Source organism: Devosia sp. BK, from assembly GCF_032907385.1.
GTDB lineage: Bacteria > Pseudomonadota > Alphaproteobacteria > Rhizobiales > Devosiaceae > Devosia.
This window is the reverse complement of the sequence record NZ_JAIMBX010000003.1, coordinates 651,821-668,769: the sequence shown is the minus strand read 5'-3', so window position 1 is coordinate 668,769 and position 16,949 is coordinate 651,821. Positions and strand designations below refer to the sequence as shown.

Here is a 16,949-nt window from a genome sequence, read left to right as displayed (position 1 = left end):
CTGGGGACATCTCGTGCATATCAAACACTCATTTCGCGCCATTTCCGCAACTCTAGCCCTGCTCATCGCGGCTCAGTCCGCCAGCGCCGCTGGCATGAACTTCGATATCCAGAATAGCTCGAACTACATCATCACCGGGTTTTATACCGGCGAAAATGGCGACTGGAGCTCAAACTGGATGGACTTCAAGCTCGCAGGCGGAGAAAGCGCCGCCATGGCCTTCAACTATGATGGCCCCTGTGCCATCGACTTCTATGTCACCTGGGAAGCCGAAGACGGTTCGAACATCGAAGGTGACGTGACCTCGATCGATATCTGTGACGCCAACACCATTTACTTCGACGGCAAAGAGGCGACTTACGACTAAATCCTGAAGATAAGGGCCTCCTGCCTTTTCGATCGGGCAGGGCATTCTAGCCTCAGGCAGCCACCGGCGTTCAAATTTACACTGTTCGATTGCATGCTCACTAGTATAGTCATAAGAGGTTGAACTTCCTGGGCAAGAGATCGGCAGGAATGGGACAGGCCTGCTGCCTTGGCTAAAGCTGTTGAGCACTTCCGGTTTTCGTCGCGCACGATCGGCGAGGACGGATCCTTCCCCCGATATTGCGACCTCTATCCAGTGGCATCGGAAATTGCTGCCACTGGAGAAGCCTTTCACGCCGAAGCGCATGCCCACCAACTCTCGCGCATGATCGTCGTCGATCGCCAGATAAGCGGGGTCAGTCACAAGCGGGATGCTGGTCATACCCGCCGGGACGGGTTCGACCATGTTGTCCTCCAATTACTGGTCTCAGGCAAATGGATCGGCGGTGCCCCGGGCGCCGAACGCGAGGTGCGCCCTGGTGAGATCGTCCTTCTCGATATGGCCCGGCCACAGCGCAATGCCGCCAGCGCCGCGCAACTCATCACCATCAATATGCCGCGCGATCAGATGGAAGAAACGTTGCCCTTGGTGCCCGCGCTGCATGGCGCGATCCTGCCAAAGGACAGTGCCCAGCTCCTTGGCGAATTCATGCTTTTGCTCAAACGCCTGGGAGGGCAGGGCTCTTCGGCGGTCGCGATCAGTGCTGGCAAGGCGGTGGCCGAACTCGCTGCCGGCGCATTTGCCATGGCCACCGGCCAGAATACGCCTTCACAGCGCGAACGCCATTTCGAGCACCTGCGCCGCGAACGTGTCGAACTCTACATCGATTGCCACCTAGCCAATACCGCGCTCGATGCCGGTCAAATCGCACGCGAGCTCGGGGTGTCGCGATCCGTTCTCTATCAGGTGTTCCAATCCTCGGGCGGCGTATCGCGCTATATCCTGGCGCGTCGCCTCGAACTGCTAAGCCGCGCCCTCAGGCGGCACCATGAAAAGCGAACCATCGCAGAACTCGCTTTCTTGTTCGGCTTCGCCAGCGAAAGCCACTGTAGCAAGGCATTTCGCCTCGCTTACGGCGTGCCTCCGGGTGAATACCGGAAACAGGCATTAAGAGAGTTTGAGGCCATGGCCAGTCTCGGCGGAGAGACCGTCAAGCTCAGCGCCTGGCACAATGCACTGCGTTGAAGTCTAAGGCTAGAATTTCACCCGCAGCGCTAACATGGCTCATTTCCTCCCCGCCCAGTGTTGCAGCGTAATCGAGAGAAAGGGTCACATCGGCGCTTGGTCGATATTCGACGCCCGCGACGAGGCGAACCCCATCCCGGGCTGGATCGGCCCCCGAAACGACCGACGATCCCCCGCCACCGGCCAGCGAAACCTCTTGCGTGGCGGCAGTGTCGCCGAAGGAATGCTGCCACAGCGCCTTGCCGACTACGGAAACACTGGCCCCGTCGTCGAGCGGCATTTCATAGCGCGCCGCAACCCCAAGTCCGGTGTCGAGCGTCCAGTAATCGGCCGGTGCCACCATCCGCCCCATTGCGCTGAACCGGAAGAACGCGCTCTTTGCCGGTCATGATGTTGGAGCCGAAAACTGGGCCATCATCGCCTCGCTGATCGAAACCTGCAAGCTCAACGGCATCCATCCCTACGCCTGGCTCGCCGAAACGCTCAACGCCATCGCCGCCAACCACAAGCAGAGCCGCGTCAACGATCTTCTGCCTTGGAACTTCGCCACCGACGTGTGATCGGAACAGCGCTTACAGCTAAAGCAAACTGCGATCGAATGTAGCAGTTCACTGAAGTCGAGTGCATCGACGAGGTCATAGGTAAGGCAGTGCGGCTAAACCTCCACGGATCACACCCGCGACCTCCTCCACCCCGCCGCTCGGGCCTCTTGTTCTGAGCAGAACCATCGCTCTCCATGAGAAGCACTGATGCGCGTCTCGTCGTAGTATTTTTGGCCAGGCAAGTGATAGATGCGCTCGCCTCTTGTACTGATGTTGCCCTTGATATTGCACTCGCTGCCCTCTTGCGCCGAGCTTGGACCAACGGCTGCAACCCATATGGCCAAGAAGACTGCCGCGAGCGATCGGAAGGTTCTGATGATACGCTTGTGACAGCTCATTGGAACCTCATGGGAGCGGTTAGTCTGTTGCCAGAGCAAGGATATGGTCCTCAAGTTTCAGGCGACCCGAGGACTTAAGGATCGCTATTCGCTTGCCGATCGCGTCCCTCAGCTGAGCGCTCGTCGACCTGTAGCCTAGCTGCCTTGATAGCGCCTGCACGACCTCGTCCTCAGTGGCACCGAAGTTTTCTTCGACAAGGGTCAAGATACCGAGATCGATCTCCGATGGAGGCAAGTAATCCCAGCGACGCAGACCGGCCGATTGCACGTTTGAGCGATCGCGCACCAACACCTCGCGCGTCGGCATGGAGATGAAGTCGTCTTGGCGATTCCACGCGGGCAATGGTGCCCACTTTTGCCCGAGAATGGCGCACCCGGCGAGATTCGAACTCACGACCTCTGCCTTCGGAGGGCAGCGCTCTATCCAGCTGAGCTACGGGTGCAGGCCGGATTCGGGGACTGGCCCCGATCAGTGGGCGCAAACTAGTCGATGGGGGCGCGTTGTGCAACGGGGTTTTCCGATGCTCTTTCGGTAGCATCACGTTAGCATCGAGCTGGCCTTTTGGCGGAATCGGTTACGGTTTGGGGAAAATGGAATGAGCGGAACCTTGCCCGGCCCGGATGGGCGCGAGCGCTGTGCCTGGTGTGCGGGGGCGCCGGAATTTGTGCCCTACCACGACCATGAATGGGGTTTTCCAGTCAGCGACGATCGCCGGCTTTTCGAAAAGATCTGCCTAGAAGGATTTCAGTCCGGGCTGAGCTGGCGGACAATCCTCAACAAGCGCGATGCGTTTCGGACCGGCTTTGCCCATTTCGAGATCGATGCGGTGGCAAAATTCACAGAGGCCGATGTCGAGCGGCTGCTGCAGGATAAGGGCATCGTGCGGCACCGGGGAAAGATTGCGGCCGCGATCAACAATGCCAAGCGCGCGCAGGAGCTGATCAAAGAGGCGGGGTCGATCGCGGCTTTCGTCTGGCGCTATGAGGTACCCGAAGGCGAAGCCCCGCCCCCGCAGAGCCAGACGACGAGCCCGGAGGCCATCGCGCTCTCGAAGGCACTGAAGAAGCGCGGCTGGGCCTTCGTGGGGCCGACGACGGTCTTTGCCTTCATGCAGGCCATGGGACTAGTCAATGACCATGCTTTGGGGTGCGTGAGCCGGGAGAAGGCGGCGGCGGAGCGGGCTGCTTTCAAGGTGCCTGGACGCGGATGAGGCCCCCTCCCAACCTCCCCCTGAAGGAGGGCGGAGCTGCACCGCGTGCGGTAGGAGATCGAGCGTAAAAAGAATAGCCCGGCTTTCGCCGGGCTATCTTGGGCAGCGTGGAGGAGCAAAATTACTCCGCGGGCTTCGCCTCGACGTGTCCGTGCTCGTGATCATCCGGCGCTTTAGGGATGAAGCGGCGGGTGAAGGCGCTGAAGCTGTCGATGTAGGTGAGAAGCACCGGGACGACGAGGAGGGTCAGCGCAGTCGAGCTGATGAGCCCGCCGATCACGGCGTGGGCCATCGGCGCGTTTTGGCCGGAGCCTTCGTGGAGGCTAAGGGCCAGGGGCAGCATGCCGAAGATCATGGCGAGGGTAGTCATGATGATCGGGCGGAAGCGGGTGACGCCGGCTTCGACCAGAGCCTCATAGAGGTTCCAGCCATCGCGCACATGCTGGTTGGCATTGTCGACGAGCAGGATGGCGTTTTTCACGACGAGACCCATCAACATGATGAAGCCGATGGCCGAGAACATGTTGAGCGTCGAGCCGCCAACGAGAAGGCCGACCATGACGCCGATCAGCGCCAGGGGCAATGAGCCCATGATGGCGATCGGTTGGAGAAAGCTGCCGAACTGGCTGGCGAGCACGAGATAGATGAAGATCACCGCCAGGAGGAGGGCAGAACCCGCAGCCGCGCCGGCATCCTGGATCTGCTCGACGTCGCCGCCGAAGGACGAGCGATAACCCGTGGGGAAATCGAGCGTGTTGATCGCCTGTTGCAGTTGCGGCGTGATGGTACCGAGTTCGACGCCTTCGACATTGGCCTCGATGGTGACGCCACGCTGCAGGTCCTGCCGGTTGATGGTGGCCGGACCCGTGCTTTCGACGACATCGGCAACCTGACCGAGGGTGATCATGCCGCTCGACCCCGTCGCAATCGGCAGATTACCAATGGCGTCGATATCGCTGCGCAAGGCTTCGGGGAGACGCACGACGACCGAATAGACCTGGCCATTGGGCGCGGTCCAATCCGAAACATCGTCGCCGCTGATCAGAGGCGCCATGGTCGAGGCGATCTGAGCGATCGAGACGCCGAGGCTATCGGCGAGGTCGCGATTGATATTGATGCCCACCACGGCCTGCGCATCGTCAAGGCTCGACTTGATGTCGATAAGGCCATCGATCTTGCCAAGCTCGCGCATGAGTTGGTCGCCGAGGCGCTTGAGAACGATGAAGCTGTCGCCGTAAAGCGTGATGGAGACGGGTGCGGAAGAGCCGCCAAGACCCGACGCTGCCGCCACCTGGAAGGTAGCACCGGGCACCGCATCAAGAGCACGTCGAACTTCAGGCATGAACTCGACAGGCGTGACGTCGCGATCTTCCTTATCGACCAGCGTCACCGTCATCGAGCCAGTGTTCTGGCCCGAGGCTTGCAGACCCCCTGCGACGGTCGAATAGGTGGTTTCGACGACTGGGAAGGCGCGGATGATGGTCTCTGCCTGCCGCATCTTTTCGGCGGTGTATTCCTTGCTCGAGCCAGCAGGCGTTTCGACGCTGATGGTGAAATTGCCATTGTCGGTTGCCGGGATGAACTCGACGCCCACCTGCGGGAACAGCGCGAAACTGCCGAGGAACGACAAAAGGGCGATCAAAAGCACGCTCTTGCGCCATTTGAGGCCCCAGCGAATCAGGTGGCGATAGCCCTCGGTGATCCACTCGAAGAACCGATCGAACTGCTGCACCGCCTTGCCGATCGGGCCGCGCTTGGCATTGGGATTGGACGCCGGATCATACCAGACGCTCGACATCATGGGATCGAGCGTGAAGGCGATAAAAAGTGAAATCAGGACGGCGACGGAGACGGTGACGCCGAACTGCAGGAAGAAGCGGCCCATGATGCCGTCCATGAAGGCGACGGGCAGGAACACAGCGACGATGGAGAGCGTCGTCGCCATGACGGCGAGGCCGATTTCGTTGGTGCCATCGAAGGCTGCCTGCCTATGGCTCTTGCCCATATGGAGATGGCGCGTGATGTTTTCGCGCACCACGATGGCGTCGTCGATGAGGATACCGACGGCCAACGAGAGGGCGAGCAGCGTCATCATGTTGAGCGTAAACCCCATGACGTTGAGCGCCACCATGGTGCCGATGATCGAGATCGGCAGGGTCAGGCCCGTGATGACAGTCGAGCGCCAGGAATTGAGGAAAAGGAACACGATGACGACGGCAAGGAGTGCGCCTTCGATCAGCATGTTCTGGACCGCATGGAAGGAATCTTCCACCGGCTTGGCATTGTCGACGACGACCTCGATCTTGACATCGCCACCCGTCAGTTCGGTTGCGAGCAAGGTATCGATGGTGTGGCGGATTTCCTCGGCGACGCCGACGGTGTTGGCGCCCTGGGTCTTGAGAATATCGACGGCGAGCGCGCGTTCGCCATTGAGAATGGCAAGGCTCGAGGCTTCGCCCGTGCCGTCCTCGATGGTCGCGACATCGCGCAGGGTGACCGGCTGACCGCCCTGATTGCCGACGACGATGTCGTAAAAATCCTGCTGATCTTCGAGCCGGCCCAAGACCTGGATCGACTGGACGATGCTGCCCTGCGTGATCGAGCCGGCGGCCAAATCCTTGTTGGCATTCTGCAGCGCCTGGGTGACGGCGCTCGGGGTGATGTTGAACGCAGTCAGGCGATCGGGATCGATATTGATATTGAGCTGACGCGGCACGCCGCCGACGACACTGGCGCTGCCGACGCCGGAAATATTGGAGATGCGCTTGACGATGATGTCTTCGGTGAGCGCAGTGAGATCGCGATCGGAGAGCGTGGTCGAGCTGACGGCGAGCGACAGGATCGGCAAGGCGGAAGGGTCGAAGCGCAGCACCTGCGGCTCCCCTGCCCCATCGGGCAGATTGGCTTTGACCGGATCGAGCTTGTCGCGAACGTCCTGGGCTTTTTGCTGCGAATTTTCTTCGAGATTGAAGATCATCAGCACCATGGCCTGGCCGGACTGGGCCGTGGACTGGATGGTGTCGAGGCCCGCAATGGTGTTCACCGCGTCTTCGATAGGCTCGATGATATCAGCCTCAACCGCCTCAGGCGAAGCGCCGGGATAGCTGACGACGACGGCAACGACCGGGAAATCGACATCGGGCATCTGCTCGATGGGGAGGCGCTGATAAGAGTAAAAACCGAAGACCACGATGGCCACCATGATCATGGTGGCAAAGACGGGGTGATTGACGCTGATACGGGTCAGAAACATCGTCTAGCCCTCGATCTGTTCATAGGCTTCGCCGGCCGAAAGTTCAGTCAACGGGGCGGTGACAATGGTGTCGCCGGCGGTCAGACCTTCAACTTCGACGGTGGCGCCACGGTCCCAGGTTGTGCCGCGAGTGACGGCCTGACGGGCGAGCGTGCCATTGTCGAGTTTGAGGACATAACTGCCCTCGGCATCTTCACGCAGGGCCGCAAGAGGGACGGCAATGGCGTCGGCCTTTTCGGCGACGGTGATCTGGCCGGTGGCGAACATGCCGCCGCGCAGGCGACCATCCTCATTGTCGAGCAGCACATAGATCGGCACGGTGCGGGTGCCGGTCTGGGCGACCGGATTGACACGGGTTACCTGCCCATCGAAGGTTTCGTTATCGAGGCCGGTGGCAGTGACAACCACGTTCTGGCCGGGCGAGACGAGCGCGCTCGAATTGACCGAGGCGGCGGCCTGGAATTCCATCTGCGAGAGATTGACGACAGTGATGACCGGCGTGCCGGCGCTGATCGTCTGACCCGGCTCGACCGAACGTTCGGAGACGATACCGGTGATCGGCGCGGTGACGGTGGCGTTGCTGAGCGCCAGTTCGGCCGTCTGCACGGCGCTTTCGAGTGCGGTCAGGTTGGCTTCGAGCGCAGAAGTGGCGGACCGGGCTTGTTCCAGCGCCGAGGGGCTGGCGAGGCCCTGGCGGGCAAGTTCCTGGGTGCGTTCGAGCTGCTGCTGGGAGGAGACGAGCTGGGCGCGGGTGGCATCGGCCGTGGCGCGCTGCTGAGCGAGCGCGAGGGAGAGATTGGCCTGGTCGATTTCGACCAGCACATCGCCCTCGGCGACACTATCGCCGGGACGCACGGCAACGCTGAGGACGCGGCCGGCAGCCTGGGAGGCAACGACGGACTGCTGGGCGGGAACGAGCGTGCCCGTGACCTTGACGGTCTGGCTTAGGGTTTGTGGGGCAATCGCGGTGACTTCGGAGGTCAGCAATTGGCGCACGACAGGCGCGGCTTCCGCTGTATCGGTTTCAGGCGCCGGTGCGGGCGGGCGGGTCAGGAAAAAGGCGACACCACCGATAATGATCAGGCCAAGGACGACCCAAGGGCCCCAGCGGCGCCTGGGCTTCTTGCCCTCAGCGACCAGGCGGGCATTCTTCTTTTCCCGCTTGCTCTGTGCCCATTCGGGCTTCTCATGGGCTGTGGTCATCGAGGTGTCCTGATATTTGGTCGATCAATGGTCTATCGGCCTGGGGCACTGGCCTGGCGCAAACTTATACGGAGCCCTTTGGAAGTGGATCATCGCCGCCGGGGCAGCACGGAGTGCATGAAATCACCACTATGACGCCGGACCCGAACGGACCCGACGCGTCTTAAATGCTCGTATCGCCATTCTTTTCCACCAGCCATATTGCCGCAACATTACGGAAAGGCCAAATCTGCGCAATGCAAAGGCAATCATTGCGCGGCATAACCAGCGCCAAGACGAGGTAGCCATGCGTATTCTTCTGGTGGAGGACGAGGTTGATCTGGCCAAGGCTTTGATCAGTGCACTCGAACGCCACGACATTCTTGTAGATCATGTGACAACGCTGGAAATGGCACTCGAAGCCGTCGAAAGCGGCGTGCATTCCATTGCCGTGCTCGATCGGAAATTGCCAGATGGGGATAGCCTCACCATCATTCCGCGCATCCGCAAAATCCAGACCGGCCTGCCAATCATCGTGCTGTCGGCGCTTGGGGCGCCAGAGCAGAGAATAGAAGGGCTCGAGACCGGGGCCGACGATTATCTGGCAAAGCCCTTTGTCGTCGACGAACTGGTGGCGCGCATTCGCGCCTTGATGCGGCGGCCGGCGATGATTGCGGACATGGCCGTGACCGTCGGGCAATTGACGTTCAATCTCGGCGATGGCTCGGCCGTGGCGGCGGGCGAGCCGCTGACGCTGACGCGGCGCGAAGTGCTGGCGCTCGAAGTATTGGTGAAGCGCGCGGGGCGGACCGTGGCGCGCTCGATCCTCGAAGAGGCCGTCTATGGCTTTGACGACGAGATCGCCTCCAACACGCTCGACGCGCATATTTCGCGGCTGCGGCGCAAGATCGCGCCGGGGCGGGTCGAAATCCACTCGATCCGCGGCATCGGCTATCTCTTGAAAGCCACGGCATGAAGCATGCTCCGCTCTCCCTCAGACGCGTTCTGACCAAGGGCCTGATCGGCATTCAGATCGCTGTTCTGGTCGGCTTCGTCATGCTGGCGGCCGTGCCGATCTTGCTCGCCATGGGCGTGCAGCAAAATCTCGATGAGGATGTCGTGGGCGATATCGCGCGCTCGATCGAGCGCGGGGCCGATGGGGGCTTCGTGCTGGCGCCCAATGGCGACCTTGAAAAGACCATCGCGAACTATCCCGAATTCTGGTTTCTGGTCGTCGATGTCGACGGCAAGATGCTGACGCGGGGTAATGTGCCACCGCCGGCCATGCAGCATCCGGAAACGCTGGTGCATGTTGCATCGGCCAATATCAACGACCTCGGCGATCCGCGCTCGCCCTATGCCATCGTCCGCTCGCGCAATACCGATATCGGGCGGCTCTGGGTGATGACGGGTGGCGGACCGACACTGAGTTTTGGCGTGCTTGGCAAGGCGTTCGGTAATCCGGCGTTTCTGGGGCTCATATTCCTTCTGTCGACCGCGACGGTGCTGACAATCCCGTCGCTGATCCAGCGCTCGCTGCGGGGTACGGAGAAGATCGCGCAGGATGCGGCGCTGATCGATATTGGGCAGAGCGATGTGCGGCTCTCCTATGAGGACGTTCCGACCGAACTCATTCCGCTGGTGCGGGCCTTTAACGAGGCGCTCGATCGGCTCGATAGCGGTATCGCGCGGCAGCGGCGGTTTCTCGCGGATGCGGCGCATGAATTGCGCACGCCGATCGCGATTTTGCAGACGCGGCTCGAGAGCCTGCCCGATGGGCCGCACAAGCGGCAATTGCAGCGGGACTCGGCCCGGCTCGGCGGCATGGCCAATGAATTGCTCGACCTTCACCGCATGGCGCTGTCGCCCGATGGGTTCGAGCCGGTCGATATCGTCGATATCGCGACGCAGGTGACGGCGGATCTGGCGCCGCTCGCGATCGATGCGGGGAGCGAGATCGAGTTCGTGGGGCCCGAAAAGCCGGTGATGGTCAAAGGCGATGCCTCGGCGCTGTCGCGGGCCATCGCCAATCTCGTCCACAATGCCATGTCGCATGGCGGCGCGGCGGTGTCGGTGCGGGTCGAGGTCAATACCGATGGGCGGGTGGTCGTTTCGGACAATGGGCCGGGGATCGACCCGACACAGCGCGAAGAGATCTTCTGGCCGTTTCACCGGCTGTCGCAATCGCCCAATGGCGCGGGGCTGGGCTTGAGCCTGGTGCGCGACATCGTCAAGCGGCATGGCGGCAAGATCACGGTGGCGACGGCACCGCAGGGTGGCGCGCTGTTCGAAATCAGCCTGCCGGTGATCGCCGCCAACGGTCCCTAAAGAGATAGCCGAGCGCGAAAAGGCAGAGGCCGGTGAGGCCGAACCAAGTCACCGCATAGATCAGGTGATTGTTGGAAAAACTGATCACGGTCATCCCGCCGCGCGGATAGACGTCCCCTACCCTATCGGCATCGATGAAGAAGGGCGCGAGGTTTTCGAGCCCTAGCGTTTCGCCGATGGCGGCGACATCGCGGGAGAACCAGCGATTGGCCGCGGGATCGTTGCTGCGGAGAAAGCCGCCCTCTGGCTCGGAGACTCGGAGGAGACCTTTGATGGTCACCGGCGTCTCCGCATCGAGCGCGACATCCATATCCTTGGGCGCAAAGCCGCGATTGATCAGCACCGCACGGCCGTCAGGCAGACGCAGCGGCGTCATGACCCAGAAGCCGGGGCCTTCGGCGGTCACCGCCTGGGTGAGGATGTCGCCAGGGAGCAGGCTGCCATTGACCAGCACGCGCTGATATTCGCTGGCCTCGGGATCGATGGTCGACCAGTCGGTCGTGTTGAGTGCGACAGGTTCGGAATGGGCGCGGGTTTCGACGGCGGCGATCAGCCCGTTTTTCCAGGCGAGGCGTTCGACCTGCCAGATGCCAAGGCCGAAAAACAATACCGCGCAGACGCCGGCGAATGTCGCAAAAGCGATGAGGCCCGGGGAGAAGCGCTTTCCCCCCTGGGCCGGATGGTCGGTCATCGGCGCTAGATCATGTCCGCGGGGTTCATGGTGTGACCCGGCATCATGTTGGTGTTGAGGTGGAACATCACCCAGAGCGAGCCGGAGAGCGCGATGACGATGACGATGATGGTGAAGATCGCCGCCATCATGGTCCAGCCGCCCTCGGACTTGGTGTTCATATGGAGGAAATAGACCATGTGAACGAAGATTTGGGCAACACCAAACGCCATGATGAGGAGCGTTGCGATCGTGCGATCGGCGATGACATCGCCCATCACCAGCCAGAACGGAATAGCCGTGAGGATGACCGACAGCGCGAAGCCGATGAGATAGGTGCGGCGTGTGCCGTGATCGTGCCCGTCCCCATGAGCATGGGGATTGGGGTGGGCATGGGCCATTTCGGAGGCCGTCAATGTGTCCGGGCTTTGAGCGCTCATCGCAGCATCCCCATAAGATAGACAACCGTGAAGACGCCAATCCAGATGACGTCGAGGAAGTGCCAGAACATCGAGAGGCACTGAACGCGGATCTTGTTGGCCGGGATCAGGCCCTTCATGCTGATCTGAGCGACAAGCGTGATCAGCCACAAGATGCCGAAGGTGACGTGGAGGGCGTGCGTGCCGACCAGGACGAAGAAGGCGGAGAGGAAAGCGGAGCGCTGCGGCACCGCGCCTTCCTGGATCATGTGGTAGAATTCATAGAGCGTCAGACCCAGGAACACCGCGCCCAAAAGCCCCGTGATCGAGAGCCAGATCAGCGTGCTCTTCTGCTTGCCCTCGTCCATATCCAGCATGGCAAAGCCATAGGTGATGGAACTCAGAAGCAGGGCCGTCGTGCTGACGGCAACGAGAGGCAGATTGAACAGATGCTCGGGCGACGGACCGGCGGCAAAACTACCACCGAGCACGCCATAGATGGCAAAGAGCGACGCGAAGATGAGGCAATCGCTCATCAGGTAGATCCAGAATCCGATCTGCGTCGAGGCGTGAGCGGGGTGATCGTGCGCCACGATCTCGTAGAATTCTGGCGCGTCGGCAGTCGTCGTGTTGGCGGGTGAACTCATCTTAGCGTGCTCCGCTCAAGAGGCGCGTGCGCTCGTCTTCGACCTCGGCCACAGCCTCGATCGGGATGTAATAATCGCGGTCATAATTGAAGGTATGCATGATGGCCGCGCCGATGATGGCGACAAAGCTCAGGATGACGAGCCACCACATATACCAGATGAGCGCAAAGCCAAGGACGACGCTGAGGCCGGCAAGGATGATGCCCGTGCCGGTATTGCGCGGCATATGGATGTCCATATAGCCCGTGACCGGACGCTGTGCATTGCGCGCTTTCATATCCGCCCAGGCATCGCCATCGTGGATGATCGGGGTAAAGGCGAAGTTGTATTGTGGCGGCGGCGAAGACGTTGCCCATTCGAGGGTGCGGCCGTTCCACGGATCGCCGGTCGTGTCCCATTCCTTGTTCTTGGACATGATCGAGACGGTGAACTGGATGATCATGGCGCCGATGCCGCCGGCGATGACGAGAGCACCGATACCGGCAATGATGAACCAGATCTGGAGCGATGGATCATCGAATGTGCGGAGACGCCGGGTGACACCCATCAGGCCCAGCACATAAAGCGGACCGAAAGCGAGCCAGAAGCCGACATTCCAGAGCCAGAACGAGATCTTGCCCCAGAACTGGTTGAGCTTGTAGCCGAAGGCCTTGGGCCACCAGTAGTTGATGCCGGCAAAGATGCCGAACAGCACGCCGCCGATGATGACGTTGTGGAAGTGCGCCACGAGGAACAGCGAATTGTGCAGCACGAAGTCAGCCGGCGGCACGGCGAGCAGCACGCCGGTCATGCCACCAATGGTAAAGGTGAGCATGAAGGCGATGAGCCACATCATCGGCAGTTCGAACCGGATCCGGCCCTTATACATCGTGAAGAGCCAGTTGAAGATCTTCGCCCCCGTGGGGATCGAGATGATCATCGTCGTGATGCCAAAGAACGAATTGACGCTCGCACCGGACCCCATGGTGAAGAAGTGGTGCAGCCAGACGAGATAGGACAGCACTGTAATAACGACCGTGGCATAGACCATGGACGTGTAACCAAAGAGGCGCTTGCCCGAAAAGGTCGAGGCGACTTCGGAGAAGATGCCGAAGGCAGGCAGGATAAGGATGTAAACTTCCGGATGGCCCCAGATCCAGATGAGGTTGACATACATCATCGGATTGCCGCCGAAATCGGAGGTGAAGAAGTTCGTCCCCACATAGCGATCGAGGGCGAGCAACGTCAGCACGGCGGTCAGGATCGGGAAGGACGCCACGATCAGGACGTTGGTACAGAGCGAAGTCCAGGTGAAGACTGGCATCTTCATCAAGGTCATGCCTGGCGCGCGCATCTTGATGATGGTCGCGATGAGATTGACCCCCGAAAGGGTCGTGCCCACGCCCGCGATCTGCAGCGCCCAGATGTAATAGTCGACGCCCGAGGCCGGTGAATGTTCGATGCCTGACAAAGGCGGGAAGGCCAGCCAACCGGTCTGGGCGAATTCGCCGATGAACAAGCTCGCCATGACCAGCACAGCGCCGCTCGCCGTCATCCAGAACGAGAAATTGTTGAGGAAGGGGAAGCTGACGTCGCGCGCGCCGATCTGCAACGGAACGATATAGTTCATGAAGCCGGTGATCAGCGGCATGGCGACGAAGAAGATCATGATCACGCCGTGGACGGAAAACAGCTGATCATAGTGGTGGGCGTTGAGATAGCCTTCAGAACCATTGAAGGCGATGGCCTGCTGGAGGCGCATCATCAAGGCATCGGCAAAGCCGCGCAGCAGCATGACGAGGCCCAGCACCATATACATGATGCCGACCTTCTTGTGATCGACGCTCGTGAACCACTCTTTCCAGAGGTAGCCCCAGAGCTTGAAATAGGTGATGGCGCCGACGACGGCGAGGCCTGCGATGGCGACCACGATGAAGGTGACGACGACGATCGGTTCGTGCAGCGGCAGCACGTCCCAGGTCAGGCGCCCGAAGATGAAGGACCAGAACTCGTTTGTCATAGCGCGTCAGTCGATGTGTTTTGATTGAAGGCGAGCTTGCCGGCGAGCCAGTCAAGAGCGGGTGCATTGCTTTGGGCAACAGCTTCCGGCCGGGCAATGCCGCGGCCAAGCAGCGGCGCGCTGTTCGGCGCGTGGATGGCCGGGAGCTTTGCGGTCATGGCGATGGCTTCGTCGGTCGAGCAGATCGCCGCGACATAGGTCTTTTGCGGGCCAAAGGGCGAGCGATTGCGTTCGCCGCCGCCATAAAGCGCGGGTGCGAGATTATCGATGCCGGCATGGCCAAGGCCGCCCTGCTCGTCAATCGACATCATCTCGCTCATGCACATCTTATCGAGTTCGACGCACATATTGACGATGGCGGTATAAAGCCCGCTTTCAACGCCGGCAAAATGCATGACCGGCACGTGTTCGCTGGGCTTTTCGACTTCGAGATAGCGCTGGCGGTTGAGCATATCGGGCGAACCCTTGACGTCGCCGACCCAGGTATCGAATTCAGCGTCGCTGACACCCTTGGTGACGAAGTGCATGCCCGAGAAACCATGGCCGCTATAGTGAGCGGCAATGCCCTTGTATTCGCCGGGATTGTTGATGACGCCATGAAGGCGGGTCTGCATGCCGGGCATGGCGTAGATCATGCCGGCCATGGCAGGGATGTAGAACGAGTTCATCACCGTCGACGCGGTCAGCCGGAAGCTGATCGGACGATCGACAGGCACGACGAGTTCGTTGACGGTCGCGATGTCGTACTGGGGATAGATGAACATCCACTTCCAATCGAGCGCGACCACTTCCACTTCAAGCGGCTCGGTATTGGCGGGGACCGGACGATCGGGGCCGAGGCGGCCAAGTTCGCGATAGGGATCGAGCAAATGCGTCGACACCCAAGTGACCGCGCCAAGACAGATGATGATGGCGAGGGGCGCCGACCAGATGACGAGTTCGAGCCGGGTCGAATGGTGCCAATCTGGCTCATATTCGGCTTCAGTGTTGGACGCCCGGTATTTTCGGGCGAAGAGCACCACCAGCACCATGACCGGGATGATGATCAGGAGCATCAGCACCGTAGCGATGATGATCAGATCGCGCTGTTGCACGGCGATATCGCCGGCCGGCGCCATCACCACGGCATTGCAACCGGCAAGGAATGGTGCCAGCAAAGAGACAGACAGGAATTTGGCAAAACGTGACATGGCGGCCCTTGGGAGGAAGACTGCGCTTTCCTTGCGGCCTACTCTCATGGAGCGAACAGCGCCATCGGACATTTTGTCCACTCGTAAGTCGCCGCGCTATAATGCATGAGAAAACGAAATTGCCCATATCCTGGGCGTCCTATTGAGCGAGCCGGAATAGCCCTCAAAGGAAAATCGATTAAAGTCAGGAGCTTAGCGATATGGCCGCTTCTTCTACGCATGTCGGTGAAACATCGGCTGAGCAAGACGCGCGCAACGTCAACGACAGTCATCGACCAGTTGACGCTGGCGAAATCGCCATCGGTGTGATTATTGGTCGCACGTCCGAGTTCTTCGACTTCTTCGTCTATGCCATTGCCTCGGTGCTGGTTTTTCCCTCGGTCATCTTTTCCTTTGCCGATCCGGTGATCGGAACACTGCTTTCTTTCGCGGTTTTTGCGCTCGCATTCGTCGCGCGCCCGTTCGGTACGGTGCTGTTTTCGGCAGTCGACCGAAACTATGGCCGCGGTGTGCGGCTGACCATCGCGCTTATGTTGCTCGGCGTTTCGACGGTGGCCGTGGCGTTCCTCCCAAGCTATGATCAGGTGGGTTGGCTTGCCATTGCCATCCTCATCATCTTCCGCATCGGCCAAGGCCTCGCGCTTGCCGGTGCTTGGGACGGGCTCGCCTCGCTCCTCGCGCTCAATGCGCCGCAGCACAAGCGCGGCTGGTATGCGATGATGCCTCAACTGGGCGCTCCGATCGGGCTGATCGTCGCGAGTGCGCTGTTCGCCTATCTCTCCTCGGCGCTGTCGGCCCAGGATTTCCTCGAATGGGGCTGGCGCTATCCGTTCTTCGTGGCTTTCGCCATCAACGTCGTGGCGCTGTTCTCGCGCCTCCGCATCGTTGTTACGCCGGAATATACCAATCTCTTCAAGAGCGGCGAACTGATCCCCTCGACCATTCGCGAAACGCTCGCCAATGACTGGCGCAATGTCGTCATCGGCGCCTTTGCTCCGCTTGCCAGTTTTGCGCTCTTTCACATGGTCACGGTGTTTCCGCTCTCCTATGTGTTCCTCTATACCGAAGATCCGCCGGTCGATTTTCTGCTGATTGAAGTCGGCTCGGCCTGTGTCGGCCTTGTCGCGGTGATCCTTTCGGGTTTCCTCGCCGACCGCTTCGGGCGCCGCTGGCTGCTCGGCGTCTCGGCCGCTTTCATCGGTGTCTATTCCGTGTTTGCCCCGCTGCTGCTGGGCGCCGGACAGATCGGCGAAATCATCTACATGGTCGTGGGCTTTGCCCTTCTCGGCGTTTCGTTTGGCCAATCCTCGGGCGTGGTCGCCTCGAACTTCAGCCGGCTCTATCGCTATACCGGTTCGGCGCTGACTTCGGACATGGCCTGGCTCTTCGGCGCCGGCTTTGCGCCGGTTGTGGCGCTGGCGCTTTCGGCCTCGTTCGGGCTGATTTCCTCGGGTGCCTATCTGCTGTCGGGTGCGGTCTGTACGCTCCTCGCGCTCTACTTCAACCGGCAGTTGGCGCGGACCAACTGAGCGCCAAGCATCTGAATTGTTGGAAAGAA

General features: G+C 60.6%; 15 protein-coding genes, 1 tRNA gene and 1 pseudogene. 7 read left to right on the top strand and 10 right to left on the bottom strand.

All coding sequences use genetic code 11. From position 1 onward, the window contains the following. Positions 1-13 precede the first annotated feature (13 nt). Both DevBK_RS18675 and DevBK_RS18670 read left to right on the top strand, forming a co-directional pair. Positions 14-367 (top strand): hypothetical protein, encoded by a 354-nt coding sequence (locus DevBK_RS18675; protein WP_317186527.1) that lies wholly within the window; start codon positions 14-16, stop codon positions 365-367. A 168-nt stretch (positions 368-535) separates the two neighbouring features. Further along, positions 536-1,552, top strand: coding sequence for a helix-turn-helix domain-containing protein (locus tag DevBK_RS18670; protein WP_317186526.1), 1,017 nt, complete (start codon positions 536-538; stop codon positions 1,550-1,552). On the opposite strand, the gene DevBK_RS18665 is transcribed toward DevBK_RS18670, so the two are convergent. Further along, entirely contained in the window at positions 1,524-1,895 is a 372-nt protein-coding gene (locus tag DevBK_RS18665) for an autotransporter outer membrane beta-barrel domain-containing protein (RefSeq protein ID WP_317186563.1), read from the bottom strand. The two genes, DevBK_RS18670 and DevBK_RS18665, sit on opposite strands and share 29 nt — an antisense overlap. Between DevBK_RS18665 and DevBK_RS18660 the strand changes: the two are divergent. Further along, positions 1,891-2,112 (top strand): annotated as a pseudogene (locus tag DevBK_RS18660) (transposase domain-containing protein); the annotation flags it as partial. The gene DevBK_RS18665 and the pseudogene DevBK_RS18660 sit on opposite strands and share 5 nt — an antisense overlap. Positions 2,113-2,511: 399 nt before the next feature. On the opposite strand, the gene DevBK_RS18650 reads toward DevBK_RS18660, so the two are convergent. Beyond that, a complete protein-coding gene (locus DevBK_RS18650; protein WP_317186524.1) occupies positions 2,512-2,886 on the bottom strand; it encodes a hypothetical protein in 375 nt (124 codons plus the stop codon). Further along, positions 2,859-2,935, bottom strand: a tRNA-Arg gene (locus tag DevBK_RS18645). Before DevBK_RS18645 ends, DevBK_RS18650 begins: the two co-directional genes overlap by 28 nt. Before the next feature lie 153 nt (positions 2,936-3,088). Here DevBK_RS18645 and DevBK_RS18640 point away from each other — a divergent pair. Continuing rightward, positions 3,089-3,703, top strand: a complete 615-nt coding sequence (locus tag DevBK_RS18640) for a DNA-3-methyladenine glycosylase I (protein WP_317186523.1) — start codon at positions 3,089-3,091, stop codon at positions 3,701-3,703. A 121-nt stretch (positions 3,704-3,824) separates the two neighbouring features. On the opposite strand, the gene DevBK_RS18635 is transcribed toward DevBK_RS18640, so the two are convergent. Both DevBK_RS18635 and DevBK_RS18630 read right to left on the bottom strand, forming a co-directional pair. After that, positions 3,825-6,956 (bottom strand): efflux RND transporter permease subunit, encoded by a 3,132-nt coding sequence (locus DevBK_RS18635; protein ID WP_317186522.1) that lies wholly within the window; start codon positions 6,954-6,956, stop codon positions 3,825-3,827. A gap of 3 nt (positions 6,957-6,959) precedes the next feature. Next, positions 6,960-8,159 carry an efflux RND transporter periplasmic adaptor subunit gene (locus tag DevBK_RS18630; RefSeq protein WP_061911905.1) on the bottom strand — a complete coding sequence of 400 codons (1,200 nt, stop codon included), beginning with the start codon at positions 8,157-8,159 and terminating at the stop codon, positions 6,960-6,962. A 286-nt stretch (positions 8,160-8,445) separates the two neighbouring features. Between DevBK_RS18630 and DevBK_RS18625 the strand changes: the two genes are divergently transcribed. Both DevBK_RS18625 and DevBK_RS18620 read left to right on the top strand, forming a co-directional pair. Further along, positions 8,446-9,114 (top strand): response regulator transcription factor, encoded by a 669-nt coding sequence (locus DevBK_RS18625; RefSeq protein ID WP_061911904.1) that lies wholly within the window; start codon positions 8,446-8,448, stop codon positions 9,112-9,114. Then, the gene (locus DevBK_RS18620; RefSeq protein ID WP_062629660.1) at positions 9,111-10,466 is read left to right on the top strand and encodes a sensor histidine kinase; all 1,356 of its coding nucleotides are present in this window, start codon (positions 9,111-9,113) and stop codon (positions 10,464-10,466) included. Before DevBK_RS18625 ends, DevBK_RS18620 begins: the two co-directional genes overlap by 4 nt. Here the strand turns inward: DevBK_RS18620 and DevBK_RS18615 are convergent. From DevBK_RS18615 to cyoA, 5 genes are read right to left on the bottom strand one after another with little or no spacing between them, the layout of a single operon-like run. Next, positions 10,432-11,157, bottom strand: coding sequence for an SURF1 family protein (locus DevBK_RS18615; RefSeq protein WP_062629661.1), 726 nt, complete (start codon positions 11,155-11,157; stop codon positions 10,432-10,434). The two genes, DevBK_RS18620 and DevBK_RS18615, sit on opposite strands and share 35 nt — an antisense overlap. A 5-nt stretch (positions 11,158-11,162) precedes the next feature. Then, complete coding sequence (gene cyoD, locus DevBK_RS18610) at positions 11,163-11,576, bottom strand: cytochrome o ubiquinol oxidase subunit IV (protein WP_200913600.1); 414 nt, start codon at positions 11,574-11,576, stop codon at positions 11,163-11,165. Further along, complete coding sequence (gene cyoC / locus DevBK_RS18605; protein ID WP_061911901.1) at positions 11,573-12,202, bottom strand: cytochrome o ubiquinol oxidase subunit III; 630 nt, start codon at positions 12,200-12,202, stop codon at positions 11,573-11,575. The genes cyoD and cyoC overlap by 4 nt, the downstream gene beginning before the upstream one ends. 1 nt (position 12,203) lies before the next feature. Then, complete coding sequence (gene cyoB / locus DevBK_RS18600) at positions 12,204-14,201, bottom strand: cytochrome o ubiquinol oxidase subunit I (RefSeq protein WP_061911900.1); 1,998 nt, start codon at positions 14,199-14,201, stop codon at positions 12,204-12,206. Beyond that, entirely contained in the window at positions 14,198-15,391 is a 1,194-nt protein-coding gene (gene cyoA, locus DevBK_RS18595) for a ubiquinol oxidase subunit II (RefSeq protein ID WP_061911899.1), read from the bottom strand. Before cyoA ends, cyoB begins: the two co-directional genes overlap by 4 nt. A 200-nt stretch (positions 15,392-15,591) precedes the next feature. On the opposite strand from cyoA, the gene DevBK_RS18590 reads away from it, so the two are divergent. Then, positions 15,592-16,920, top strand: a complete 1,329-nt coding sequence (locus tag DevBK_RS18590) for an MFS transporter (protein ID WP_317186521.1) — start codon at positions 15,592-15,594, stop codon at positions 16,918-16,920. The last annotated feature ends 29 nt before the right edge of the window (positions 16,921-16,949 follow it).

What these genes read in the sequence shown, in the direction of transcription:
- DevBK_RS18665 (WP_317186563.1), bottom strand. Translation starts at nt 1,895, where the DNA reads ATGGTGGCACCGGCCGATTACTGGACGCTCGACACCGGACTTGGGGTT.
- DevBK_RS18640 (WP_317186523.1), top strand. Translation starts at nt 3,089, where the DNA reads ATGAGCGGAACCTTGCCCGGCCCGGATGGGCGCGAGCGCTGTGCCTGG.
- DevBK_RS18635 (WP_317186522.1), bottom strand. Translation starts at nt 6,956, where the DNA reads ATGTTTCTGACCCGTATCAGCGTCAATCACCCCGTCTTTGCCACCATG.
- DevBK_RS18630 (WP_061911905.1), bottom strand. Translation starts at nt 8,159, where the DNA reads ATGACCACAGCCCATGAGAAGCCCGAATGGGCACAGAGCAAGCGGGAA.
- DevBK_RS18625 (WP_061911904.1), top strand. Translation starts at nt 8,446, where the DNA reads ATGCGTATTCTTCTGGTGGAGGACGAGGTTGATCTGGCCAAGGCTTTG.
- DevBK_RS18620 (WP_062629660.1), top strand. Translation starts at nt 9,111, where the DNA reads ATGAAGCATGCTCCGCTCTCCCTCAGACGCGTTCTGACCAAGGGCCTG.
- DevBK_RS18615 (WP_062629661.1), bottom strand. Translation starts at nt 11,157, where the DNA reads ATGACCGACCATCCGGCCCAGGGGGGAAAGCGCTTCTCCCCGGGCCTC.
- cyoD (WP_200913600.1), bottom strand. Translation starts at nt 11,576, where the DNA reads ATGAGCGCTCAAAGCCCGGACACATTGACGGCCTCCGAAATGGCCCAT.
- cyoC (WP_061911901.1), bottom strand. Translation starts at nt 12,202, where the DNA reads ATGAGTTCACCCGCCAACACGACGACTGCCGACGCGCCAGAATTCTAC.
- cyoB (WP_061911900.1), bottom strand. Translation starts at nt 14,201, where the DNA reads ATGACAAACGAGTTCTGGTCCTTCATCTTCGGGCGCCTGACCTGGGAC.
- cyoA (WP_061911899.1), bottom strand. Translation starts at nt 15,391, where the DNA reads ATGTCACGTTTTGCCAAATTCCTGTCTGTCTCTTTGCTGGCACCATTC.
- DevBK_RS18590 (WP_317186521.1), top strand. Translation starts at nt 15,592, where the DNA reads ATGGCCGCTTCTTCTACGCATGTCGGTGAAACATCGGCTGAGCAAGAC.